A 22,918-nucleotide genomic window follows, 5' to 3' on the forward strand; every position below is an offset into this window, starting at 1 on the left:
GATATAGCCTGGACCTCCTTCCTTGATGGGGGAGCGCTTGGCTGGTCTTACCGAATCGCCTCGAGGTTCTTGGGTAGGGGGTGCTCGAGTACCGTCTTGTACAAAAACAGCAGGGCCGAAAGGGCTACGTTCTGCGTAGAGTTCATCCTGACCTCCTGGAGCTTGGATGCTCCAGTGGATGGGGTAGTGAAACTGCCCTTAAGTCGGTCTTAACGCCCCCGGTGCAGCTCGCGCAGGAGCCTCGGGGCCTCCCGTTCCCAGGTGTCGTAGATGGCGCTAAGGCGGCCGAAGAAGTTGGCCGCCTGGTAGCCCTGGAACCCGGGAGGAAACCGGGCCAGACCGGTTTGGAGGGTGCGGATGGCGGCCTCCTTCTCCCCCCGGGCGGCTTTCAGCCTGGCCAGCTCCAGGTAGTCCAGGGGGTTGGCCAGGGGAAAGACCTCTAGAATCCTCTCCAGGAGCCGCTCCCGCTCGGCCGGGGTCTGGGCGTAGCCCAGCCAGGCGCGGTAGACCCAGAGGCTTTTGGGGTTGAGCCCGGCGGCCCTCTCCAGGAGGGCCCGGGCCTCCTGGGCTGAGGACCCCTTCAGCTCAGCCAGGACCGCCTGGCGGTGGCCCAGGTGGCGCCCTATGGCGCAGTCCTGCCCGCAGGGGGCGTACCACCAGGCGGCCAGCGCCAGGCCCAGCCCCAGGCCGGGGAGACGGGGGGCCAGGGGGCTGGCCGATGGGGCGGTCTGCGCGTGGACCGCCCCGAGGGCGGCGAAGGCCAGCATCATCACGCTGGGGTACATCCCGGTTGCGTCAAAGGCCAGGGTGGCCCAGAGCCCGGCGGCCCCCAGGGTCCAGGGCCAGGCCGCCGAGCGCCAGCCCCGCCAGAGGATGGCCCCGAGCGCCCCCATCAGCAGGACCAGGCGCGGCCAGCCCCCGGTGGCGGCGGTCTCGAGGTAGTAGTTGTGCGCGCTGGCGAAGAGGACCCCAGGGTACCGCTGGTAGGCCGGGAGGACATCCCGGAAGCTGCCGTTGCCCGTTCCCAGGGGGGCTTCCAGCGCCATGCCCAGCGTCTGCCGCCACATGAGCCAGCGGCTGCCGATGCTGCCCTCCTCGCGGGTGTCCTGAAGCTGCCTGGTCAGGCTGGCCTTCAGTCCGAGGGCGTTCTGGATGGGGGAGAAGGGGAGCGCGCGGTCCAGGGCGAAGACCGCGAGCACCACCGCCCCCAGCCCTATCCCGATCCGCCCCAGCCCTACCCCCTCGCGCCAAAGCCGCCACACCAGCAGGGGCCCCATCAGCAGGAGGGGCAGGTAGACGGCTCGAGCCCCCGACTGGAGCGCCGCGAACAGCGCCGCCGCCAGAAGGAGCCCGCCCAGAAGGGGCCACCTGGAGCGAAGGGTCCACACCGCGGCCAGGGGGATGAGCCCCAAGGCCTGGGCGCCGGTCACGTAGTGGACGGAGCCCGAGAAGTACATGACCAGCCCCGCCCAAGCCAGGCTCAGCGTGGAGAGGAGCCCATGGCCCAGCAGGAGCAGGCCCAGCCCCACCAGGCCGAGGAGCCATCCCCCCGCGGCGAAGGCGGCCAGGTACGCGAGCTCCCAGAGGCCCAGCACCAGGGTGTTGCCCGGGGTCAGGCTCCAAAAGAGGGTGAGCAGGCCCAGGCCCCACCAGGCCCAAAGGGCCAGCGGAATTCTCGATGGCAGCAAAAATATAGTTCCAATCGCCGTGCATACCAACCAAAGAGGTGGAGGGTCGTAATGCGAGAAGACTTGCTGCCAAGCCCACAAAAGCGTTGCAAGTAAAGCGAGTGCGGCCAACAAAGTACGAATATAACCGGCCTCGAGCACGGCTTTATTGTAGAGTTCGAGCTATGACTGGTCGCGTTTTTTTGCATCAATGGTGGTGGCCGATTTATGCCGCTATCTATGTATTGTTGTTTTATCCGACCTTTCTGGTAAACCCAGGCGCCAGTCTGGGCAATGTGCTCTCCGATGGTTATTTGGTAAGGGCATATGTCACAGTCTTTTTTTTGGGAGTCGGTTTTCTTCTCGAGTGGTCGGTACATTCTGATTTGCGGCTTCGCGATGCTCGCCGTTTGCCGCAAGCGCTACGTCAACACCCGGCCGTTGCGCTGGCTTTGCTATACGGGTTCTGGTCTTTGATAGCAGCCTTTTTCACACTGGAGCCAATAGCAGCGCTTACAGGTTCGTTTTTTGGTAGTGGCGATGGCGCATTCTTTGGACTAGCTCTGGTTGGGGTTTTCGTGCTGGTCTATTTGCAAACTTTGCGCGATCCGGGGCTTCCACAGCGCTTGGCCTGGTCTGTTGTGCTCTCGGGTGTCTTGATGGCGTCACTTGCTATAATCGAAATAGCTACCCGCCAGGGGGTTTTCTATCCGATCCATCCCGCAAGCTTACCAATGGTAACCTTCCCACAAAAAGGGCACCTGGCAGGATTTTTTGTTTTGGTTGTTGGAATTTTGCTCGGTTTTTTACGACAATCAAGTGGAGTTGTGATACCTGCTCTTTTCGTCTTAAGCATCGCATTGGGCGCGACCTATAATCGGGCAGCTTTGCTAGCAGTGAGTATCGGTGGACTGTGGTTGGCGGGGAAATGGCGGCAGATGCTTGTGGCTGCCCTGATAGTTTGCTTGGGACTCTCAATAGGCTGGCTAATGGTTCGTACACTCAATTCCGAAGGTGAGCGCCAACTTACAAACAATACGACTGCGCAAACCCGCTATTACATCTGGAAAGCCGCCATAGGGGGTATTTTGGAACGACCCCTGACGGGGTGGGGAGCAGGCCAGTTTGATACGATTTGGCCAAGGTTTTTGTCTAAAGAGGAACTTGACAAATATGCTCAGATGGAGTGGGGCGTCAAACGCGTTAAGGATGTTTTTCTAACCCCCAAAGCCTCGCCGGTACTCCTTGTGGAGCAAACCGATGGCACAGTGGCAATCAAAGGAATTTCTGTTTGGAAAGCCCACAATCAGTTTTTGGATATCGCTTTGTTGCGTGGTCTAGTGGGTTTGTTATGTTATCTAGCATTGTTTTGGTATGTGTTTCGTTCCGTGCATATATTCCCTCCGCTGGCAATGGGGCTAATTGCCTATCACGCATTTTTGTTCCTTTGGTTCGCCCCTTTTCACATCGAGGGAACTTTGTGGGCTGTTCTTGGAGGCGCCTGCGCTACAGGAAGCCTACTTGGACGAAAAACGGATAACATTTGAAGCTTCAGAATGAATCGAGGCCCAGGCAATAGCTGCAATTAACAGATGCAAGGGCTCGGTTCCGATGACCGGAAACCAGGCAAGGTAGTAGATCGTCAAAGCTGTCAATACCCAAATCCAGGCGAGACTTCGGTTTCTCCAGCTTCTCCATATTGGATACAAATACAATAACAACCACAACATCATGCTCAAACCACCAAAAGCCACCAGGCGATCTAGCCAGAGGTTGTGGGCCTTGTCGAGGATGATAGGGTAGCTTTGTTTGATGTTGGTTTGACCTCCAAATTGCTCAAACTCCACCTGAAGATATTTGCTACGAATCTGCTCTTTTGGGGGCAGCACAACCGTAACCTTGCTCACACGTGCGTCCTGTGGCCAGGCAAGCTCCAGTTTGATCAAGTCTAGTAAATCGGTTACAGGTGGGTCTCGCAACAGGGCTAGCCTGAAGGCATCCGGCCCACCACCAATCCAGGGTGCACCTGGAATTTTGCCCAAGCTTTGATAGGCTAGTGCCCAGATTTGGAAACGAATTTCTAGGGTATTGGTCGCAGTATACTCCCGCGTAAAACCTAGGCGGTTTGGCACAATGAACTGGACGCAAAGTACACAGACGATAGCAAACCCAGAAAGAAAGAACACACTCCAGGTACGATAAGCTAGAATCAGGCCCACCAAGCCAACAATCAGGGCGATCAAGGCCGCACGATTGGTAGTTGCGCCAAGGGCCAACGCGGATAAAAAAACCCCAAGTATCAGCAAGTAGCGGTAGTTTCTATTGGCTTGCTGAGTGAATAGCCATATCCCCAGCATTATGGTGGGCAAGAGGAGGCCAGCCAACATGCCCGGGTGGCTGAGGCTGCCAACTGGGGTGGCATACATGCTCCACTTCACCAATGGCCCAATGGGGTCAAGCTGCAGGCGTTGTAGAAGGGCCAGGACTGCTTGAAGGGTGCCACCAGCGAACAGTGCCAGCAGGAGCTTGTTGCCTAGTCCTGGCAACGTCAAGACTAACTGATAGGCCACAATGACGTATAGAACTAAACCCACATGGTACAGCAAGCCATCAAGCCGTCGCTGCGGCCCAAGTAGAACATAGCTCCAATCGTCGCGTGCATTGAAGCTGCTTACCAATACAAGTAGTAAGTGAGTCAATAGCAGAAAAACAAAGGGTTCGCGCCACCGTATTTCCCTGAGACTAAGCATTCCCAATAGGCCAATCAACAACAAAACAAGCACCTTTGGAAAAAGCTGAAACATTTCCAGCGCCTGGGCGAGTTCCGTATCAAAGATGAGACCGGGTTTCCAAAACAGAGCCCCAGGAGCTAAGACCACTGGAAACAAGATGGCAAATGCGATTAGAGCAATCGCAGCACGATGCTGTTTCGATGTTTTCATTAGATTTACTATAGCCCTCCTGACATCAACCTAAAAACAAAAATGCCCCTCGCGAGAGGGGCTTCCCTAATCAGAACATTGCTCTTATGGGAGGGTGAAGGTTCGGCCAGCAGCACTGGATACGACCACTTGGACAATATTGCCGCCCAGACTGCTAACCGTGCAGGACTGCACCGTGCTTGCTCCAGGGCTTGTGATTACATAACTGCCAGCCGAGTAGCCGCTGGTGCAATCGCCAGTAACCAGGCTATTGTTTGGGTCTTCTGCAATGTATGCATTGGCGGCTTTGTATACGTTGTGGCCGTAGGCTTGTGCCGCCCGATCAATACTGAGCCGGCGTGCCTGTATCAGGTTGGGCAACAACACCGCAGCCAGAATGCCGATGATGGCAATTACAATCAAGAGCTCAACAAGCGTAAAACCCTTGTCACGCATCGGCACCTCCTTACCGAAACCAGGGGATTCGGCTTGGCCGATCCCCTGGCACAAAGTGTGAGGCTATGTGGATTTACTGGCCGATGGTGAAGACTGTATTATTGGCGCTGATGACGGTAACAACAGGGGCGTTGGCGTTGCCAGTAACATTGCAGTCAGAAACCGTAGTCCCAGGGTTAGCGACGCTGTAGCTGCCAGCGCTATAACCGGTCTTACAGCTACCCGTAATCAAACTTCTGTTGGGGTCTTCAGCCACATAGGCCAGGGCAGCCTTGTAGACGTTCTGGCCGTAGGCCTGGGCGGCGCGGTCGACGGCGGTGCGGCGGGCGTTGAGCAGGTTGGGGATGAGCACCGCAGCCAGGATGCCGATGATGGCAATGACGATGAGAAGCTCAATCAGGGTGAAACCAGACTTCTTCATGGTGTTCTCCTAGGGTTCCGCGCCGGGATATGGGTATTGGCGCGGTATGGGGTAGTGCAGAGGGCTTAGGGCCTCATGGGAGCGGGCCGATTCCCGACTCCAGGGGTTAGTATAGCGCCGGGCCGGAGGAAGGATGTGAAATTTGACCCAGCCGGCCCCCCTTTGCGTTACGCCTCTATGTGGAAGTAGGAACCATTCGCAGATAACTCCTAAATTCCGACAAAAATACTTGATTTACTCCCCGAGCCTTGCTAGCTTGAGGCTCTGCGGGCTGCGGCCCGCCCCTATGGCAGCCCAGACGCTCCGGCCCATTCCCCTACCCCTGCTGGCGGTGGCCCTGCTGGTGGGGCTGGGGGTCTTGCTCCCCTTGGCCTACCTCGGGCTGCGGGCGGCCCAGGCCGAGCCGGGCCAGCTTGTGGAGATTGTGCTGCGGCCCCGCAACCTGCAGCTTTTGCTCAACACCCTGGCCCTCTTGCTGGGGGTCATCGCCCTGACCACCCTCTTGGCCCTGCCCCTGGCCTGGCTCACCAGCCGCACCGACCTGCGGGGCAGGCGCCTTTGGACCCTGCTCCTCACCCTGCCCCTGGCGGTGCCGGGGTATGTGGGGGTGTTCGGGTTTTTTGGGGCCACGGGGGGCAGCGGCTGGCTGAGCGGGCTGCTGGGGTTCACCTGGCCCAGGCCCACGGGCTACCTAGGGGCTTTGGGGGTGCTCACCCTCTTCACCTATCCCTACTTGTTCTTGAACCTGCGCGCGGCCTTGCTCGGGCTGGACAGCGCCCTCGAGGAGTCGGCGAGAAGCTTAGGCTACCGGGGTTACCAGGTCTTCTTCCGGGTGGTGCTCCCCCAGCTCCGGCCGGCCCTCTACGCAGGCTGGCTTTTGGTAGGCCTGCACGTGCTGGGCGACTTTGGCGTGGTGAGCCTGGTTCGCTTTGAGACCTTCAGCTACGCCATCTACCTACAGTATTCCTCGGCTTTTGACCGGGTGTACGCGGCCTGGCTCTCCTTAATGCTTCTGCTGCTCACCGGGAGCCTGCTTTGGCTCGAGGCCCGGCTGCTCAAAAACCTCTCCCTCAGCCGGGTGGGTCTGGGCAGCTCCAGGCTGCCCCAGCGCACCCCGCTGGGCTACGGGGCCCTGCCGGCCTACGCCTTTTTGCTGCTGCCGGTGGTGGGGGCCTTGGTAGTGCCGCTGGTCTCCATCGGCTACTGGGTGCTGCAGTACCCCAGCGGCTACCTGAGCTGGGAAGGGGTTGTTCAGGCTCTTGAGAACTCAGCGCGGGCCTCGGCCCCGGCGGCTTTGCTCTCGGCGCTTATGGCCCTGCCCCTGGCCTACCTGGGGGTGCGCTACCCCAGCCGGCTGGCCCGGGCGCTGGAGCGGGTGGCCTACCTGGGGTACGCCACGCCTCCCCTGGCCTTCGCCCTGGCCCTCATCTTCTTCAGCCTGCGGGGGGCCCCCTTCCTCTACCAGACCCTGGCCCTTTTGGTGCTGGCCTACGCCCTGCACTTTTTGGCCGAGGCCATCGGGCCTGTGCGCAGCGCGCTCTACCAGGCCCCGCCCCGGCTCGAGGAGGCCGCCCGCAGCCTGGGCTTTGGCCCCTTTCAGGCCTTCTTTAGGGCCACCTTTCCCTTGCTGCGGCGGGGGATGCTGGCCAGCATGGCCTTGGTCTTCCTATCGGCCATGAAGGAGCTGCCCCTCACCTTCCTGCTGGCCCCGGTGGGCTACTCCACCCTGGCCACCCGCATCTGGGGTTACACCTCGGAGGCCCTGTTCGCGGAGGCTGCCCCCTACGCCCTGCTGGTCGTGCTGCTCTCGGCGGGTTTTGTGGGGCTTCTGTTGACCCAAGAACGATGATGGAGACGGCTTTTACAAAAGGGGAAATCCCCCTCCTTCGGGTGGAGGGGCTGACCAAGCGCTACCTCAAAGGAGGCCCCCCGGTGGTGGACGGGGTGAGCTTTGAGGTCGCTCCGGCGGAGATCTTCGCCCTGCTGGGCCCCTCGGGCTGTGGGAAGACCACCACCCTGCGCCTTATCGCCGGGTTTGAGCGGGCCGATGAGGGGAGGGTTTGGCTGATGGGCCAGGAGGTGACCCGCTGGCCCCCGGAGCGGCGGGGGATAGGCTTTGTCTTTCAGGACTACGCGCTTTTCCCCCATCTGAGCGTGTGGGAAAACGTGGCCTTTGGGCTGCGCCACCTGAAGGGGAGGGAGCGGTGGGCCCGGGTGGAGGAGGTGTTGGGCTTGGTGGGGCTCACCGTCTTCAAGGACCGCAAGCCCGGTGAGCTCTCGGGGGGGCAGCAGCAGCGGGTGGCCCTGGCCCGGGCCATCGCCCCAGGTCCTCGGCTGGTCCTGTTGGATGAGCCCTTCAGCAGCCTGGACGCGGCCTTGCGCCAGACCACCCGCGACGAGGTGCGGGCCATGCTGAAGCAGGCCGGAATCGGGGCGGTGCTGGTCACCCACGACCAAGAGGAGGCCCTTTCTTTTGCCGACCGCCTGGCGGTGATGCGGGGGGGGCGGCTCGAGCAGACCGGAACCCCCGAGGAGGTCTACCTTCGCCCCAGAACCCCCTTTGTGGCCCAGTTCCTGGGCCGCACCAACCTGATCCCGGGAGAGGGCCGGGGCGGCTGGGCTGAAACCCCACTGGGCCGCCTTTCCCTGGTGGAGGAGGCCCACGGCCCGGTGCTGCTCTCGCTGCGGCCTGAGGGGCTGGGGCTGGCGGCGCCGCTGGGCCACCTGGGCGAGCGGCAGCTCGAGGGGGTGGTGGTTGCGCGGGAATTCAAGGGCCACGACCTGACCTACCGGGTGCGGCTGGGCAGCCGCGAGCTCACCGTGCAGGAGGGGCCCGAAAGCCCCTTTCGGGCTGGGGATAGGGTGCGGGTGCTGGTGCGGGCCAAGGCGGTGGTGGTGGGCCAAGGGCGCCAGGAGGGCACCTGAGCGGGAAATTTGGAAAACCCGCCGAGGGCTCCTTAGAATGGCAGCCGAATTGGGGGCGCTGGAGGAAAATCTGGGTTTACGGCGTATTCTGCTCTTCGTTGAGTACGACGGCACCCACTTTGCGGGCCTTCAGACCCAGGCCCAGGGGGAGCGCACCGTGCAGCAGGAGCTCGAGGCGGCCCTAGCCCGGATTCCCGGAGCCCGGCCCAAGGTCTGGCCTTGCGGCCGCACCGACGCCGGGGTGCACGCCTTAGAGATGCCGGTGCACTACGATACCCAAGACCGCATTCCAGTGGAGAGGATTCCCCACGCCCTAAACAGCCTGCTGCCCTCCGATATTCGGGCCTTGCGGGCTCGGGAGGTGCCCCTTTCCTTTCACGCCCGAAAGAGCTGCCTTTGGCGGGAGTACCGCTACCGGATTCTGCTGCGGCGGATGCCGCCCGCCCTGGAGCGGCACCGGGTCTGGTGGATGCCCCATTCCCTCAACCTAATCCCCATCCGGCACGCCTTGGAGCACCTGGTGGGCCTTCACGACTTCAGGGCCTTTGCGGTAAAGGAGGAACGGAACACCGTGCGGGAGATATACCGAGCGCACCTGGAAGTCTGGCCGGTGGAGGGGGGGCAGGAGGTGTGGCTGGAGTTCGTCGGCTCCGGCTTCCTGCGGGGCCAGGTGCGCAGCATGGTGGGCACCTTGGTTGAGGTGGGGCTGGGGAAGCGGGACTCCGACTCCGTTCGGGCCCTGCTCCGGGGGGGCAGCCGCAAGGAGGCGGGCCCCACCGCTCCTCCCCAGGGCCTCTACTTTGTACGGGCGGGCTACGAGCCTTACCGCAGGTGAAGCCGCATGTAGACCCGCGCGGCCTCTACCGGAGCCCGTGAAACCTCTGCGCCGAGCTGCCACCCCTCCTGGGCGTAGGCGATGCCGAGGATGAGCTTCTTAGGCCTGAGCAGCCAGGCCTGCAGGCCCTCCTGGGGGGAAAGAGGGCTGCTTGGCCCTAAGTAGGCCCACTCCGGGTTCCACCAAGCCCAACCCTCCAGGTGGCCGTTTGGGGCCGGCAGCGGGAGGCGCACTCGGCCCCAAAGGCCTTGGTCGGGCTGCCAGAAGGCCTCGCCCAGGGTTCCCCGCCAGCCCAGCCGGGGAGTTAGCTCGAGGGTTCCCCGCGCGGCCTCTACGAAGGCGCCCGCCCGAAGGCCACCGCTGCTGGCCCCCACGTAGAGCTGCCCCCCGGCCAGGGCCGGGTGGGGCAGGTAGGCGGCCTCCAGGTCCTGGTAGCGGGCCCACACCCCCCAGCGCCCGTCCTGCCCCATGAAGGTTTCGCTCCAAGGGCCGGCAAGCTCGGTGCGCTTGCCGTAGGCGAGCTCGAGGACGCCCAGCCGGGTTGCCCCGTAGGCCTCCAGCAGGCCCCACTGCAACCCCCCCTCGTACCATAGGCCGAGCCCTAGCTGGTAGTGGACGCCACCCTCCAGGGCCCGCAGGGTGAGGAGGGCCCCCGCCGCCCAGGGTGGGGCAAAGGCCTGGGCCAGGCCGAGCTGGAGGCGAAAGGAGGGCTCGAGGCAGATTTCTGGGGTCGGGCAGGCCGGCTCGAGCCGCGGGGCTTCCTGGGCCGGCGAGGGGGCGAGCAAAAGGGCTGCGGCGATGAGCAACAACCGCATGGCTTCATGCCACCGCTAAAAGCCTTAGAGCCGGCTGCGCGGGTCAAGGGCGTCCCGCAGCCCGTCGCCCAGGTAGTTGAAGGCCAGCACGGTGATGAAAATCATGAAGCCGGGGGCCAGGGCCAGCCAGGGCGCGTCAAAGACGTAGACCTGGGCGTTGTTGAGCATGTTGCCCCAGGTGGCTACCGGGGGTTGAATGCCAAAGCCCAGGAAGGAGAGGGTGGCCTCGGTGATGATGGCCCCACCGATGGCCAGGGTGGCGTTCACGATAAGGGGGGCCAGGGCGTTGGGCACCAGGTGCCGGAACATAATGCGGGCGTCGCTGGCCCCCAGGGCCTGGGCGGCGGTGGTGAACTCCTGTTCCCGTAGGCTCAGCACCGCCCCTCGGATGAGCCGGGCGGTGCCCACCCAGCCGAACAGGACGATGATGGCGATGATGATGAAGACCGAGGCCGCTTCCCCAAAGACCGCCTGGGCCCAGCGGCCGGCGGCCCCTTGGGTGTCCCGCAGGAGGGCCGAGAGCACCAGCAGCAGGGGCAGCTCGGGGATGGTCAGCATGAAGTCCATGAAGCGCGAGATAACCACATCCAGGTCCACCTTGCCCTGTCCGAAAAGCCCCCAGACGCCCACCGCCAGCAAGGCTCCCCAGGCGGCCACCAGCCCCAGAAGGGAGAGGATGTTGTTCACCGAGGTTGCGCCGGAGAAAAGGGCCTGTACGTTGGGGCCGGCCAGACGCCAGGCCAGGTCGGCCAGGAAGAGGAGGAGCCCGTAGAGGATGACCCAGGAGGTCACCCGCCAGAGGGCGAACGGCCAGGGCTTCCAGCCGTCGGCGGCTCGAGCCAGCGGCCCTAGGTAGAAGCGCAGGGGGCGGCCTGAGAAATACCCCGCGATGACCCCCAGGGTGGTCCCAATCAGGGCGGCGGCGAAGGCCGCGACGAAGCCCACCAGAAGCGAGATGCGGGCCCCGTAAATAATGCGGGAGAGCACGTCACGCCCCAAGTCATCGGTGCCCAGGAGGTGTTCGCGGCTTGGCCCCTGGAAGTACTTGGTGGCCAGGTCTTCGCCTGTGGGTTGGGCGGTGGGGCTGTAGGGGGCGATCCAGGGGGCCAGCAGGGCCATGAGCACCAGGGCCACCACCACCCACAAGGAGACCATAGCGGCCTTGTGCTTCTTAAAACGACGCCAGGCCAGGGCCCAGGTGGACTGGGATTTGTTTCGGGATGCGCTCGCAACGGCAGCCATAAAGCCCCCTAACTATAGCGGATGCGCGGGTCTACCACCGCGTACATGAGGTCGGCCAGGAGGTTGAACAGGGCGGTGAGCATGGCCAGAAAAGCCAGCGCGGCCATGGCCACGTTGTAGTCCTTGTCAATAAGGGAGTCCAAGATGGCCCGGCCCATGCCTGGGTAAGAGAAGATGGTTTCGGTGATGACTGCCCCGCCGAACACCCCGGGAATGGCCAGCCCCACCAGGGTGATGATGGGGATGAGGGCGTTGCGCAGGGCGTGCTTGTAGAGCACCACCCGTTCACCTAAGCCCTTGGCCCTGGCGGTGCGGATGTAGTCCTGGTTCAATACCTCCAGCAGGCTGGCCCGCATGTAGCGGGTCCAGGAGGCCATCTGGATGGTGGAGAGGGCCAGCACCGGAAGGATGAGCTTAAAGGCCCAGTCACCGATGTACTGGAAGAAGCTCACCTCGCCGGTTTGTACCTGGTACCACTGCAGGTCGGAGACGCTTTGGACGGGGAACTTAGGAAACCCGGGAATTTGTTCGGGGAGCCAGAAGGCAAAAAGGAACAGAAGGAGGATGCCCAGGAAGAAGATGGGCATGGAGAAGCCCACGAAGGAGAGAAAGGTGATGATGTAGTCGGCGGCGCTGTACTGGCGCACCGCTGAGAAGATGCCCACTGGGATGGCCACCAAGAGGGCCAGCAGAAGGGCGGCCCCTGAGAGGACCAGTGTGCGGGGCAGGCGCTCGGCGAAGATGATCTGGGCCGCGGGGGTGGCGTAGGTGCGAGACTGACCGAAGTCGCCTTGCAGGGCCCTGCCCAGCCACTTGAAGTAGCGCACATAGATGGGCTGGTCTAAGCCGTAGGCGCGGCGGAGCTGCTCGAGCTGCTCCGCGGTGATGCGGGGGTTCTGTTGGCGCAGCTCGTCCAATGGGTCGCCCGGCTGGAGGGCCAGCAGGGTGAAGATGACCACGGAGGCCGCGAACAACAGCGGAATCATCTGCAGCAAACGGCGAACGGTGTAGGCAAACACGCCCTACATCATACCCCTAGCCGAGAAATATGGGTGATCCGATCCCTTGCCTCAGGCACTTCTAAGCAGCTTTTCCCTAAGCCTACCGAGGGCAACCTTGCGGCTGCCGCAGCCGCTTTGCGCCTCCACCCCTCCACCGGTCGATCGGTGAAGAAGCCTAGGCCGCCTCCTGCCGGGTCCGGTTCCAGGGTTCCAGAATGGGTGGGAAGCAGACCCCCTGAGCTTTGCTGGGGAATGGGGGCGCTTCTCCCTCTAGCCGGTGCTTTCAGGATGCCCCGGCGTGTTTGGCCTGACTCGCTTTTGCGGCTTTGGCCCAGGGGGTATGCTAGGGGCATGAATCCGCCGGTCCTTCCCGAGCCTCAGGCCCTCCCCACCACCCCCGCCATCCGTCTTTCGGGCATCGCCGTGGCCTTTGAGGGACGGGAGGTACTCAAAGGCGTGGACCTGGAGGTTCGCAAAGGGGAGTTCGTGGCCATCATCGGGCCCTCGGGGGGCGGGAAGAGCACCCTCCTGAGGGTGATCGCGGGGCTCCTAAAAGCCCAGGCCGGCACAGTAGAGGTGCTGGGCCGACCCGCCATGGTCTTCCAGGACTACCGGCTTTTGCCCTGGCGCAACGTGGAGCAGAACATACGGCTGCCGATTGAGCTCACCGGGCGGGGCAAGGTGGAGACCTATCTGGGCATGAAGCCCTACTCGGGGCTCTACCCGCACCAGCTCTCGGGGGGCATGAAAGCCCGGGTGGCCATTGCCCGGGCCCTCGCCCAAGACGCCGAGGTGCTGTTGATGGACGAGCCCTTTGCTGCCCTGGACGCCTTGGTGCGGGAGCGCTTCAACCTCGAGCTCAAACGCCTGCACGAGCGCACTGGAAAGACCATCCTCTTCGTGACCCACAGCATCCGGGAGGCGGTCTACCTGGCCGACCGGGTGGTGGTGCTCACCGGAGGCCGGGTTGAGGCTGTGCTGGAGACGAAAGGGGAGGGCCGCCTGACCGCTTTCACCGACGGCATTGAGGCCGAGCTGCGGGAGCGCCTGGGGGTGGCCGACTCCACCTTTATTGAGCCCCCACCCCCTCCCATGCGCCCCCCTTGGGAAGTCTTCGGGGTTCTGGGCCTAGGGGGGGTGTTCTTTTTGCTGTGGAGCCTTCTGGCCGCTCGGGTTCCGCTCTTCATGCCCTCCCCAGCCCAGGTCTGGAGGGCCATGGTGGACAACGCCCCTCTACTGGCCCAAAGCGCCCTGGCCACCCTCGAGGCTGCCCTGCTGGGCACCTTGGTTTCGCTGGCGGTCGGGCTCCCTCTAGGGTACGCCATGGGCCGCAGCCGGGCCTTGGAGCGGCTCTTCTCGCCTTTCATCGTAGCCCTGCAGGCGGTGCCCACCATCATCATCGCCCCCCTGCTCATCATCTGGTTCGGCTATGGCCTGGTCTCCAAGGTCATCACGGTAACCCTCATATCGGTCTTTCCCGTAATGGTGAGCGCCATGGTGGGGGTGCGGGAGGTGGACCGGGTTTACCGCGAGGTCTTTCAGACCATGGGGGCCACGGCCTGGGGGGTGTTCAGCAAGCTGGAGTTTCCTGGGGCCCTCCCGGTGGTGCTGGGAGGGCTGCGGCTCACCCTCTCCTTGGCCCTCATTGGGGCGGTGGTGGCGGAGTTCGTGTTCGGGGGGGCGGGGCTTGGGTACATGGCCAACACCGAGCGGCTCAATTTCCGCTATGCCAACGCCTTCGCTGCGGTGATGGTCACGGTGGGCCTGGGCATCGCCCTGTACGCCTTGGTGGCTGGGCTCGAGGGCTACGTGCTGCGCTATCGGCGCAGGTAGCCCGTCTTGACAAAACCGCACTCAACTGTCTTAGGTCCTGTGACCCAGCCCTCTTGACAATCTTGCGGGCAGGGCGGAATAATATAGCCTCGGGTTGACACTCTAAACCCAAGATTGTCAAAGGCCTTTTACAGGAGGAACACAATGGCAACGGCAACCGTGCTCCGACCCCTCGGCGATCGTGTGGTGGTCAAGCGGATTGAAGAGGAGCCCAAGACCAAGGGGGGCATTGTGCTGCCCGACACCGCCAAGGAGAAGCCCCAAAAGGGCAAGGTGATCGCGGTGGGCAGTGGTCGTACTCTAGACAACGGCACTAAGGTGCCCCTGGAGGTCAAGGAGGGTGATGTGGTGGTCTTTGCCAAGTACGGCGGGACCGAGATTGAGATTGACGGCGAAGAGTACATCATCCTCTCCGAGCGCGATCTTCTGGCTGTCCTGTAATCCATAAGGAGGGCAACACTATGGCTAAAATGCTGGTCTTTGACGAAGCTGCACGCCGTAGCCTCGAGCGCGGCATGAACGCTGTGGCCAACGCGGTGAAGGTGACCCTGGGCCCCCGGGGCCGCAACGTGGTCTTGGAGAAGAAGTTTGGCAGCCCCACCATCACCAAAGACGGGGTTAGCGTAGCCAAGGAGGTGGAGCTGGAGGACCACCTGGAGAACATCGGCGCCAAGCTGATGATCGAGATCGCCTCCAAGACCAACGACATCACCGGCGATGGCACCACCACCGCTACCGTGCTGGGCCAGGCCATCGTGCGGGAGGGCCTGCGCAATGTGGCCGCTGGGGCCAACCCTCTGGCCCTCAAGCGGGGCATTGAGAAGGCCGTGGAGGTGGCGGTCAAGAGCATCCAGGAGCTGGCCGTGCCCGTCAATGACCGCAAGGCCATCTTTGAAGTGGCGAGCGTTTCGGCCAACAACGACGCCGAAATCGGCAACCTGATTGCCGACGCCATGGAGAAGGTGGGCCGCGAGGGGGTCATCACCGTAGAGGAGTCCAAGAGCCTGGAGACCGAGCTGAACTTCGTGGAGGGGTACCAGTTTGACAAGGGCTACATCTCCCCCTACTTCGTCAACAACCCCGAGACCATGGAGGTGCAGCTCGACGACCCCTACATCCTCATTACCGAGAAGAAGGTCTCCAACGTCCGCGAACTCCTCCCCATCCTGGAGCAGGTGGCCCAGACCGGTAAGCCCCTTCTGCTCATCGCCGAGGATGTGGAAGGCGAGGCCCTGGCGACCCTGGTGGTCAACAAGCTGCGCGGCACCCTGAACATCGCCGCGGTGAAGGCCCCGGGCTTCGGCGACCGCCGCAAGGAGATGCTCAAGGACATCGCGGCCATCACCGGCGGCACCGTCATCTCCGAGGAGCTTGGCTTCAAGCTGGAGAACGCTACCCTCTCCATGCTGGGCCGCGCCGAGCGGGTGCGCATCAACAAGGACGAGACCACCATCGTGGGTGGCAAGGGCAAGAAGGAGGACATTGAGGCCCGTATCAACGGCATCAAGAAGGAGCTGGAGACCACCGATTCGGAGTACTCCAAGGAGAAGCTGCAGGAGCGGCTGGCTAAGCTGGCCGGCGGGGTGGCGGTGATCCGCGTGGGTGCTGCTACCGAGACCGAGCTCAAGGAGAAGAAGCACCGCTATGAGGACGCGCTCTCCACGGCCCGGGCTGCGGTGGAAGAGGGCATCGTGCCTGGGGGTGGGGTGGCCTTGCTGCGGGCGGTTCCTGCGGTGAAGGACCTCATCAAGGAGCTCGAGGGCGACGAGGCTACCGGGGCCAAGATCGTGCTGCGGGCCCTGGAAGAGCCTGCCCGGCAGATTGCTGCCAACGCCGGGTATGAGGGCAGTGTGGTGGTCAACAACATCCTGAGCAAGAAGGAGAAGAACTACGGCTTCAACGCGGCCACCGGCGAGTACGGCGACATGATGGAGTTCGGTATCGTGGACCCTGCCAAGGTGACCCGCACCGCCCTGCAGAACGCCGCCTCCATCGGCTCGCTGATCCTCATGACCGAGGCGGTGGTGGCCGAGAAGCCCGAGGAGAAGAAGGCTGCCTCCAGCCCGAGCAGCAACATGGGCGGCGACATGGACTTCTAACACCCCTTTGCGACCGGCCCCTCCCAGGAGGGGCCGGTTTCCTTTTCTAAGGCTTCCCAGAGGCCCAGGATGAGGGGGTGGAGGGTATTGAGGTCGGTGGCCCGGATGCGCTTTCCTTCCACCTCGAGCCGTCCCTCCGCAGCAAAGGCCCGCACCTTGGGCTCCAGAAGGGCCCATAGGGGCAGGTTCGTGCGCCGCTCAATACCCTCCACATCCACCCCTTGGGCCAGCCGGAGGCCCAGCATGAGGGACTCCTTGGCGTGCTCGAGGGGGCCCACCTCCTCCACAGCGGGGGGCTCGCCCGCCAACCACCGGGGCAGGGGAGGCTGCCTTGTGCGAAGGGCGTAGGCCTGTCCCTGGGCCTGGTAGTGCCCGACCGCGCTGGGGCCCAGGGCTCCCCAGAAGGCGTTCTTCCAGTAGGCCTGGTTGTGCTGGCTCTCCTGGCCGGGGCGGGCAAAGTTGGAGACCTCGTAGCGGTAAAACCCAGCAGCGCCCAGCATCACCACAGCCCGCTCCATGGCCAGGGCCTCGGCGTCGGGGTCGGGGCTGTAGCCCGAGAGGGCAAAAGGTGTGCCCGGCTCTATCTGCAGGGTGTAGGCCGAGATGTGCCCCACCCCGAGGGCGGCAGCCTCCCGAAGGTCGGCCTCCACGTCCTGGCTAGGAAGCCCTAAAATCAGGTCTATGGAGGTGCGGAAGCCCGCCTCCAGGCTCATCTCCACCGCCCGAAAGGCCCCTTTCCGCCCATGGGCTCGGCCCAGGAGCCTAAGCACCCCCTCCTGAAAGCTCTGCACCCCTAGCGAGAGCCGGTTCACCCCCAGTTCCCGTAAGAGCCGCAGGCGGGCTGGGCTAAGGGTGCCGGGGTTGGCCTCGAGCGTCACCTCAGCCCCTTCGGTCAGGGACCAAGGCAGGGCCTCAAAAAGGGCTTCCAGCTCAGGCTCCCGAAGAAAGCTCGGGGTGCCGCCGCCCAGGTAGAGGGTCTTGAGGGGGGTGGGGCAACGCTCGTATAGGGCCCGCGCCTCCTCCTTCAATCGCTCCAGGTAGGCTTCCACACTACCTGGGTGCCGCCGGAGCACGTGGAAGTCGCAGTAGGGGCAGAGGGTGGGGCAGAAGGGTACGTGAACGTAGAGGTGTTCCACCGGCTTCAGTTTAGTGCCGCGCGGAAAAAGGCCACCGCCCGCTGCATGAGCAGGGCGTAGTCTTGGCCGCGAAAGGTGTGGCCCGCCCCCGGGTAGCTAAAGCACCGGTGGGGCACCCGGTTCCTCCGAAGCGCAGTGCATATCTCTTCGGCCCAGGCATGAGGGGTCTGGGCGTCGCGGGTGCCATGGTGGACCTGAACCTGAGCCCGCAGGCGGTGATAGTGGTATATGGGCGAGATTTGGGCCAGGTTGGGAGGGGGGTTGCGGGCCTCCTCGCAGCCTCGAGCCCCATTGGTAAAGACGTAGCAGATTTGCTGGGCGTTTTTCAGGTCGTCCCCGTGCATGCTGCTGTACAAAAGCACCGCCCGTATCTGGTTGTCCACCACCGCCACCCGCTGGGCCACGCCGCCCCCCATGCTGTGGCCCATCAGGCCGATTCGAGGAAGGGCTTTCTCCAGCGCTCCACGGCCCGCCTGCGCCCGCACGATGGCTGCCAAATCCAGGATTTCCTGCGCATAAAGGATGCGCCAGGGGCTCCCCTCGGGCTGACCCTCGGAGAGGCCGTGCCCCCGCAGGTTGGGGTGCAAAACAACGAACCCGGAGCGGGCCAAATGGTCGGCGTAGCGGGTGGTGTAGGTGAGCGTGCGGTAGGTAGAAGGGTTCACGTAGCCGTGAATCAGGATGATCACCGGGAACCGACCGGCTCCGTTGGGAACGTTCATAAAGCCGTACATCCGGAGCCCTTGCGAGGGGTAGCGCACCAGGTAGCGGGTAAATCCCTGGGTCCGCTCCAAAACCCTCTCCACGCTCAGGGTTCCGCCACCGTAGTGCTGCCGGGAGAGCTGGTCTATGGTGAGGGTTTGGGACAGGCCTAGGGAAGAGACCCAAAGAAAGCCCACCAACCAGCGCAGCATACCCAAACCCTAAAACAGCCTCGGGCTCGAGGGGGGAACTGGCTCACATTTCAAAGGGCAGGGGTACGCCCTACCCTGAGAGGCTATCGCAAAGGCGACAATCCCTACGTCTGCGGCTGCTCCTACTGCCACCTGACCCGCTGCCCCCGAAGCGTTTGCTACCCTGGAGGAGATTCGCTATGGACGATAGGAAGCTGAACCCCTTGCGGCTGCTTATCGCGGTGGGCATCCTGGGTTACTTTGGTTGGCTCTTTGTCCAGCCCAGCCCGCAGACGGAGGCCCAAAAGGCTCCACCCGCGCCGGCCTCGAGGCCCACCAGCCAGAGCCAGCCTGAACCCTCGGCCTGCTCGGCCAGGGTTGAGCAGGTGGGCATAAGCACCTACGAGGTGCGGCTGCGCATTTCGGGTTCGGCCAACACCATCCTGGTCTACACCGACCAGGGCACCGTGACCGCCTCCACCACCGAGGCCGGCAGCGCTGGGGAGTACCGGGTGCGCACCCCCGGCCCGGCCACAGCGGTGCAGCTTGATGGCTGTCCTCCCTTGGACCTGAGGTGACCTGATGGACACGGACATCAAAAAAGGCGAAATCCTGTTGCTTCCAACACAGCTTCTTTATCCTGCTTACCCACACACCTGAGGGTTTGCCCCCAAGACTTGGCTACCTAAGCCACAACCCCATTTCCCTTGAGTACTACTGAAATGCGGGCCAGCCTGTAGGCACTGTAGGGAAAGGCCACAACCGCCGGTGGCTGGCGCATTTGCACTTGGACATTCTCAAAAAGCGGCTCGACCGCTGGGACGACTGGCCTGGGCACGACCGAGCCCGGTTGCTGAAACACTACACAGACCCCTGGGCCTTTTTGCAAAAGCAGGCCCAAGCAGGCCGAATAGTCTGGCCCAAATGCTGGGAGGTTGACGCGAATGTGTGGTGAGCATGAGGTGGAACATGGGGTATAGGCGGTGGGACCGGGCAACCTCCAGGAAGCGGGCTGCCTGCTCGGGCCGCCACGCCCGGGCGGGGCGCACCCTGCTGCCCTTGGGGGGGTCTACCGCGTCCATGGGATTGCTCTCTATCAGCCCCAGCCGCAGGGCGTCGCGGAGGGCGGCGCGCAAGAACTGGTACAAGTGCCCCCGCACCGAGGGGTACAGGTGGGCCAGCTCGGCAAAGCGTTGGCGCAAGGCAAGCGGGGTCAGGCGCGCCAGAGGCAGGTGGGCCAGCGGTTCCAGGTGCCGCATGTACTGGCGATAGTTGGCTACCGTAGCCGGGCGCAACCCCTTGGAGCGGGCCCGTTCCTCAGACCAGTGGGCCAGCCACTGGCCCAGGGTAAAGCGCGGCGTGGCCGGCAGCACCGCGTACCCCGCCTTGGGCAGTAGCCGGGCCAGCTTCTCGGCTACCTCCCGCCGGGTTGAGCCATAGACCCACTTCTTGCGCTGCTTGCCATCCGGGCCATAGCCCACCGTGACAAAAGCCGCCCACCGACCATCCTTGCGCTGGAAGATGCTGCCTTCGCCTTTGCCGCGTCGGGGCATGTTAACTCCTCTTACGTGATGTGATACCCTTAGCTCGAGGGGAAGAACGAATATGCGCACTACCGTGAAAAACCGGAAGACCCGCGCTGCCCGTATCGGTCGGGTTATCGACAAGGTGACCAGCGATGCTCAGGCCAAAAAAATGCTTGCCGAAGTGCTCAAGGAAAACGCCAAAGCTTTGAAAACCCTGGCTAAGCTGTAACCCATGGCCAAGCTGTATTACCGCTACCGTGGGGATACCTTCCTCACGGTAGTTGCTTTGTTGCAGGTTCATGCTGATGTCCTTGAGTTGTCGGGTGGGTTGCCGGGAATCAAAGACCGTGGGTCCCACACCTACAACCGGCGCAGGATGCGGGTATCCTGCTGCAAACCTGCCGCCCGCGCCGGCTAAGACGGTTGGGGAGTTGCAAAACCGCGTCTGGCGAATCATCCTAGACTACAACGGCAAAATCAACGACACCGCCAACGCGATGGGCTTTGTGCCGGATGTAATAGGCAAGACCTACGCCAAATATCTGGCAGAGTATCTGGTGGAATCCGCCCTGAAAAACAAAGTGCCGCTGGATTTGTTGGTAGCGCTGACCCGGGCAGAAAGCGCTTTTGTCCCCACCGTGACCACCAATCGTTACGAGGCCATTGGCTGGACAGACGACGCAATCCGCAAAGCGGTGCAAAACCAGTGGTCTGTGGGGCCGCTCCAGGTCAAACCCTTTGTGTTCACCGAGGTAGGCTTGGCCAGCCCGGCCCGTTGGCCAGGTGACCCTGTGCCTTGGAAACACCCAGCCCGGTTGCGCGATGCGGTGGAGGCCGGAGCACGCTACCTGACCAAGCAGCGTAATCGGTTTGGTACCTGGCGTGCAGCGCTTCACGCCCACAACGTAGGGCCAACCGCTTATCAGCAAGGCCGCCGCAACAACGCCTACGTCGAGAAAATCATCAACTGGGCCAACGGGTACACCGAGCTGAGAACATAAGGTGTCAGTAAGGTGTCAAAAGCACAACTCCGGGGTAAGTTGGCCCCGGAGCTTTTGCGTCCTGGCGCTGGTGGGCGGTAGTGGACTTGAACCACCGACCTCACGCTTATCAGGCGTGCGCTCTAACCAGCTGAGCTAACCGCCCCCGCAGCGAAACGAGTATAGCCGGGGCTTCCAGATAGGTCAAGCTCGCATACAGGCTTTTATCACGACCCTCGAATTAGCTTGAGCAGGGGGTGAGGATTAGCCGAGAACCTCCTGACCGAGCGCAACACGGGCCACTTGTAGGGGCTCCAACTGCTCGCTCAAAAACCAAAAGAAGCGGTAGATGGTGGCTTGCGCTGGTTCAGACGGGTACGGATACCCACCTGGTTGAGCAGGAAAGCACGGTGGTCTTTCACCCACTGGCGGATGGCCAGGATGTTGTGCCGTCCCGAACCCACCGCCATCAAGCAGATGAGCAGCAGGTCTTGCCATTGATGTTGGGTCCTCAAGGGCTCGCGGGGGTCGGGTATCTGGGCTAGATAGGGTAGTGGACTGGGAATGGAGACCGCTTGCATATGTGGAAAAGCCTGCCCCTGAATATAGGGAAGGGCAGCCAGGGCGCTGGGTGGTTTACCCTGGAGGTCTGCCAGGGTCAAGATACCTCGACGGAGAGGACGGTAGAGCCTATGCGCCTCCCTTAGGGGAAGCCCCTGGCGCAAGGCTTTTCGCAAAACCTCGGGCAGTTTTGTTATGGGAAGCAGGTCGTACAGAGGTACTTGGGATCAAGCCCAAGGGCCTCGGCAAAAGCCCCAAAGGCCTTGCGATCCAGGCGGAGAAGACCCTCCACCACCGTAGCTTACTGAACAAAGGGTCAGCGCTTGCCTTTGAGGTTGCGCAGGCTTTGAGCCGACATCCGCTTGCGGGCGGTGGAGTAGTCTTCCTCTATGAGCTTTCTCAGCTCTTGGAGTTCCTGGGTTTCCTCGGGGTAGATGTCCTCGAACTTGAGCATCATGGGCGCAGCAGCCATAAGCACCTCCCCGGCCCGTTTCAGCTCTCCCCTATCCAAGTAGGCCATCGCCTCCCGCCGGGCCTGGGTGGCCTCGAGCTTGGCCAGGTAGGCCATCACCTCCTTGCGCTCGGGCAACTGCGCGAAAGTGGCGGCATCCACAGCCTCTAAACGCAGCGGTAGGCTCATCTGCCGGCGCTTGCCGGCGCTGTCCTCCCAGCTCAGCTTGAGCTTGCCCTGCAGGGGGCCGGGCGGAACGCTGAGGGTAACGGCCAGCTCGAGGGGCAGCCCGTGGGTCAGGTCGGGCAGCCGGTAGGCCCCGTGGGGGTCGCGGTTGAACTCGTTGTGCATCTCTACTTGCCATCCGGCGCCCTCGAGCTCCAGGCGCACCTGCTTGGCGAAGGTGGCCAAGAGGCCCGAGAGTTCAAGCGCAAAGATGCGCGGCAGGTCGGCACTGCTCTCAATGAAGTAGAAGTTGCCCTCGCCCCGGTCGGCCATCAAGGCCAGCAGGTCCTCGTTGAAGTCCCGCCCGATGCCCAGGGTGCTGGTGGAGACCCCCCGCCGGGCCAGCTCGCCCACGTGGCGGCCGATCTCCTGGGGGTCGGTGAGGCCCTGGTTGGCCAGGCCGTCGGTGAGCAGGAGGACCCGGTTGAGGGCGGCGGGGTCAAGGTGCTGCGCGACCTGATGGGCAGCCTCGCTCCAGCCCCCGAAGAGGTGGGTGCTGCCGCGATCGTGGATGCGCTCGATGGCCGCGATGATGGCAGTTTTGTCGGTGGCAGGGGTGGAGGGCAGCACCAGTTCCACCTCGCTGTCGTAGGCCACGATGGCGACGCGGTCCTGCGGGGTGAGCTGCTTGACGACAAAGATGGCGGCCTCGCGGGCTTTGCGAATCTTATCGCCGGCCATGCTGCCCGAGCGGTCGAGGGCCAGGCCCAGGTTCAGGCGGGGCCGCTCGGGCAGGGAGGCCTCGGGGGCATGCAGGCGCAGCAGGGCCTCGAGGCGGGTCGGGGCGTCGCTTTGCACGGCAGGCTTGCGGGGGATGAACTCAATGCGGGGTCTGGGGGTGGTGGGCATGTTTTACCTCCTAATAGCGGGGTTTTCTACGCGGGGTAGGGCTGGAAGAGGCCAGGGTCTCCAGGGCCTTGCGGATTTCCTC

The 22,918-nt window shown here is 63.1% G+C and carries 22 protein-coding genes and 1 tRNA gene; 10 read left to right on the plus strand and 13 right to left on the minus strand.

Annotated features, from left to right (window positions below):
• Positions 1-209: 209 nt before the first annotated feature.
• Positions 210-1,688: an O-antigen ligase family protein gene (locus Mlute_RS16370; RefSeq protein ID WP_281270816.1), complete on the minus strand. Its 1,479-nt coding sequence runs from the start codon at positions 1,686-1,688 to the stop codon at positions 210-212.
• Between the two features lie 164 nt (positions 1,689-1,852).
• On the opposite strand from Mlute_RS16370, the gene Mlute_RS01525 reads away from it, so the two are divergent.
• Complete coding sequence (locus tag Mlute_RS01525; RefSeq protein WP_119359009.1) at positions 1,853-3,214, plus strand: O-antigen ligase family protein; 1,362 nt, start codon at positions 1,853-1,855, stop codon at positions 3,212-3,214.
• On the opposite strand, the gene Mlute_RS01530 is transcribed toward Mlute_RS01525, so the two are convergent.
• The 3 genes from Mlute_RS01530 to Mlute_RS01540 form a co-directional block, all read right to left on the minus strand.
• Positions 3,185-4,609, minus strand: coding sequence for an O-antigen ligase family protein (locus Mlute_RS01530; protein WP_119359010.1), 1,425 nt, complete (start codon positions 4,607-4,609; stop codon positions 3,185-3,187). The two genes, Mlute_RS01525 and Mlute_RS01530, sit on opposite strands and share 30 nt — an antisense overlap.
• Before the next feature lie 84 nt (positions 4,610-4,693).
• Positions 4,694-5,044, minus strand: a complete 351-nt coding sequence (locus tag Mlute_RS16375; protein ID WP_119359027.1) for a type II secretion system protein — start codon at positions 5,042-5,044, stop codon at positions 4,694-4,696.
• 73 nt (positions 5,045-5,117) lie between these two features.
• The gene (locus Mlute_RS01540; RefSeq protein ID WP_119359011.1) at positions 5,118-5,465 is read right to left on the minus strand and encodes a type II secretion system protein; all 348 of its coding nucleotides are present in this window, start codon (positions 5,463-5,465) and stop codon (positions 5,118-5,120) included.
• 286 nt (positions 5,466-5,751) lie between these two features.
• Here Mlute_RS01540 and Mlute_RS01545 point away from each other — a divergent pair, with 286 nt between their 5' ends.
• Genes Mlute_RS01545 through truA form a run of 3 tightly spaced genes read left to right on the plus strand, consistent with a single transcriptional unit; the run spans position 5,752 to position 9,225 of the window.
• The gene (locus tag Mlute_RS01545) at positions 5,752-7,314 is read left to right on the plus strand and encodes an ABC transporter permease (protein ID WP_119359012.1); all 1,563 of its coding nucleotides are present in this window, start codon (positions 5,752-5,754) and stop codon (positions 7,312-7,314) included.
• Positions 7,311-8,390, plus strand: a complete 1,080-nt coding sequence (locus Mlute_RS01550) for an ABC transporter ATP-binding protein (RefSeq protein WP_119359013.1) — start codon at positions 7,311-7,313, stop codon at positions 8,388-8,390. The genes Mlute_RS01545 and Mlute_RS01550 overlap by 4 nt, the downstream gene beginning before the upstream one ends.
• 37 nt (positions 8,391-8,427) lie before the next feature.
• The gene (gene truA, locus Mlute_RS01555) at positions 8,428-9,225 is read left to right on the plus strand and encodes a tRNA pseudouridine(38-40) synthase TruA (RefSeq protein ID WP_119359014.1); all 798 of its coding nucleotides are present in this window, start codon (positions 8,428-8,430) and stop codon (positions 9,223-9,225) included.
• Here truA and Mlute_RS01560 read toward each other — a convergent pair.
• The 3 genes from Mlute_RS01560 to Mlute_RS01570 are packed head-to-tail and all read right to left on the minus strand — an operon-like array spanning position 9,213 to position 12,301.
• Positions 9,213-10,040 carry a hypothetical protein gene (locus Mlute_RS01560; protein ID WP_119359015.1) on the minus strand — a complete coding sequence of 276 codons (828 nt, stop codon included), beginning with the start codon at positions 10,038-10,040 and terminating at the stop codon, positions 9,213-9,215. The two genes, truA and Mlute_RS01560, sit on opposite strands and share 13 nt — an antisense overlap.
• A 24-nt stretch (positions 10,041-10,064) precedes the next feature.
• On the minus strand, positions 10,065-11,282 hold the full coding sequence (locus Mlute_RS01565) for an ABC transporter permease (RefSeq protein WP_119359016.1): 1,218 nt from the start codon (positions 11,280-11,282) through the stop codon (positions 10,065-10,067).
• An 8-nt stretch (positions 11,283-11,290) separates the two neighbouring features.
• Entirely contained in the window at positions 11,291-12,301 is a 1,011-nt protein-coding gene (locus tag Mlute_RS01570; RefSeq protein WP_119359017.1) for an ABC transporter permease, read from the minus strand.
• A 333-nt stretch (positions 12,302-12,634) separates the two neighbouring features.
• Between Mlute_RS01570 and Mlute_RS01575 the strand changes: the two genes are divergently transcribed.
• The 3 genes from Mlute_RS01575 to groL all read left to right on the plus strand — a co-directional run bounded on the left by Mlute_RS01575 (position 12,635) and on the right by groL (position 16,215).
• Entirely contained in the window at positions 12,635-14,116 is a 1,482-nt protein-coding gene (locus Mlute_RS01575) for an ABC transporter permease subunit (protein ID WP_119359018.1), read from the plus strand.
• Between the two features lie 144 nt (positions 14,117-14,260).
• On the plus strand, positions 14,261-14,557 hold the full coding sequence (groES, locus tag Mlute_RS01580; protein WP_119359019.1) for a co-chaperone GroES: 297 nt from the start codon (positions 14,261-14,263) through the stop codon (positions 14,555-14,557).
• A gap of 20 nt (positions 14,558-14,577) precedes the next feature.
• Positions 14,578-16,215, plus strand: a complete 1,638-nt coding sequence (gene groL, locus Mlute_RS01585; protein WP_119359020.1) for a chaperonin GroEL — start codon at positions 14,578-14,580, stop codon at positions 16,213-16,215.
• Here groL and hemW read toward each other — a convergent pair.
• Both hemW and Mlute_RS01595 read right to left on the minus strand, forming a co-directional pair.
• Positions 16,212-17,351 carry a radical SAM family heme chaperone HemW gene (hemW, locus tag Mlute_RS01590; RefSeq protein WP_119359021.1) on the minus strand — a complete coding sequence of 380 codons (1,140 nt, stop codon included), beginning with the start codon at positions 17,349-17,351 and terminating at the stop codon, positions 16,212-16,214. The two genes, groL and hemW, sit on opposite strands and share 4 nt — an antisense overlap.
• Positions 17,352-17,356: 5 nt before the next feature.
• Positions 17,357-18,265, minus strand: a complete 909-nt coding sequence (locus Mlute_RS01595; RefSeq protein WP_119359022.1) for an alpha/beta hydrolase family protein — start codon at positions 18,263-18,265, stop codon at positions 17,357-17,359.
• Positions 18,266-18,444: 179 nt separating this feature from the next.
• Here Mlute_RS01595 and Mlute_RS01600 point away from each other — a divergent pair, with 179 nt between their 5' ends.
• Positions 18,445-18,822 (plus strand): hypothetical protein, encoded by a 378-nt coding sequence (locus Mlute_RS01600; RefSeq protein WP_119359023.1) that lies wholly within the window; start codon positions 18,445-18,447, stop codon positions 18,820-18,822.
• 219 nt (positions 18,823-19,041) lie between these two features.
• Here the strand turns inward: Mlute_RS01600 and Mlute_RS01605 are convergent, their stop codons facing one another.
• Complete coding sequence (locus Mlute_RS01605) at positions 19,042-19,797, minus strand: tyrosine-type recombinase/integrase (RefSeq protein ID WP_245958803.1); 756 nt, start codon at positions 19,795-19,797, stop codon at positions 19,042-19,044.
• Between the two features lie 52 nt (positions 19,798-19,849).
• Here Mlute_RS01605 and Mlute_RS15540 point away from each other — a divergent pair, with 52 nt between their 5' ends.
• Positions 19,850-19,999 carry a hypothetical protein gene (locus Mlute_RS15540; protein WP_220452050.1) on the plus strand — a complete coding sequence of 50 codons (150 nt, stop codon included), beginning with the start codon at positions 19,850-19,852 and terminating at the stop codon, positions 19,997-19,999.
• A 202-nt stretch (positions 20,000-20,201) separates the two neighbouring features.
• A complete protein-coding gene (locus Mlute_RS01610) occupies positions 20,202-20,771 on the plus strand; it encodes a lytic transglycosylase domain-containing protein (protein WP_182482446.1) in 570 nt (189 codons plus the stop codon).
• 68 nt (positions 20,772-20,839) lie between these two features.
• Here the strand turns inward: Mlute_RS01610 and Mlute_RS01615 are convergent.
• The 3 genes from Mlute_RS01615 to Mlute_RS01625 all read right to left on the minus strand — a co-directional run bounded on the left by Mlute_RS01615 (position 20,840) and on the right by Mlute_RS01625 (position 22,836).
• Positions 20,840-20,916: transfer RNA gene (locus tag Mlute_RS01615), tRNA-Ile, on the minus strand.
• Positions 20,917-21,076: 160 nt separating this feature from the next.
• Positions 21,077-21,331 (minus strand): transposase family protein, encoded by a 255-nt coding sequence (locus tag Mlute_RS01620; RefSeq protein WP_245958804.1) that lies wholly within the window; start codon positions 21,329-21,331, stop codon positions 21,077-21,079.
• A gap of 296 nt (positions 21,332-21,627) precedes the next feature.
• Complete coding sequence (locus Mlute_RS01625) at positions 21,628-22,836, minus strand: vWA domain-containing protein (RefSeq protein WP_119359025.1); 1,209 nt, start codon at positions 22,834-22,836, stop codon at positions 21,628-21,630.
• Positions 22,837-22,918: the final 82 nt, after the last annotated feature.

It is taken from the genome of Meiothermus luteus (genome assembly GCF_003574085.1).
GTDB classification, from domain to species: Bacteria; Deinococcota; Deinococci; order Deinococcales; family Thermaceae; genus Meiothermus; species Meiothermus luteus.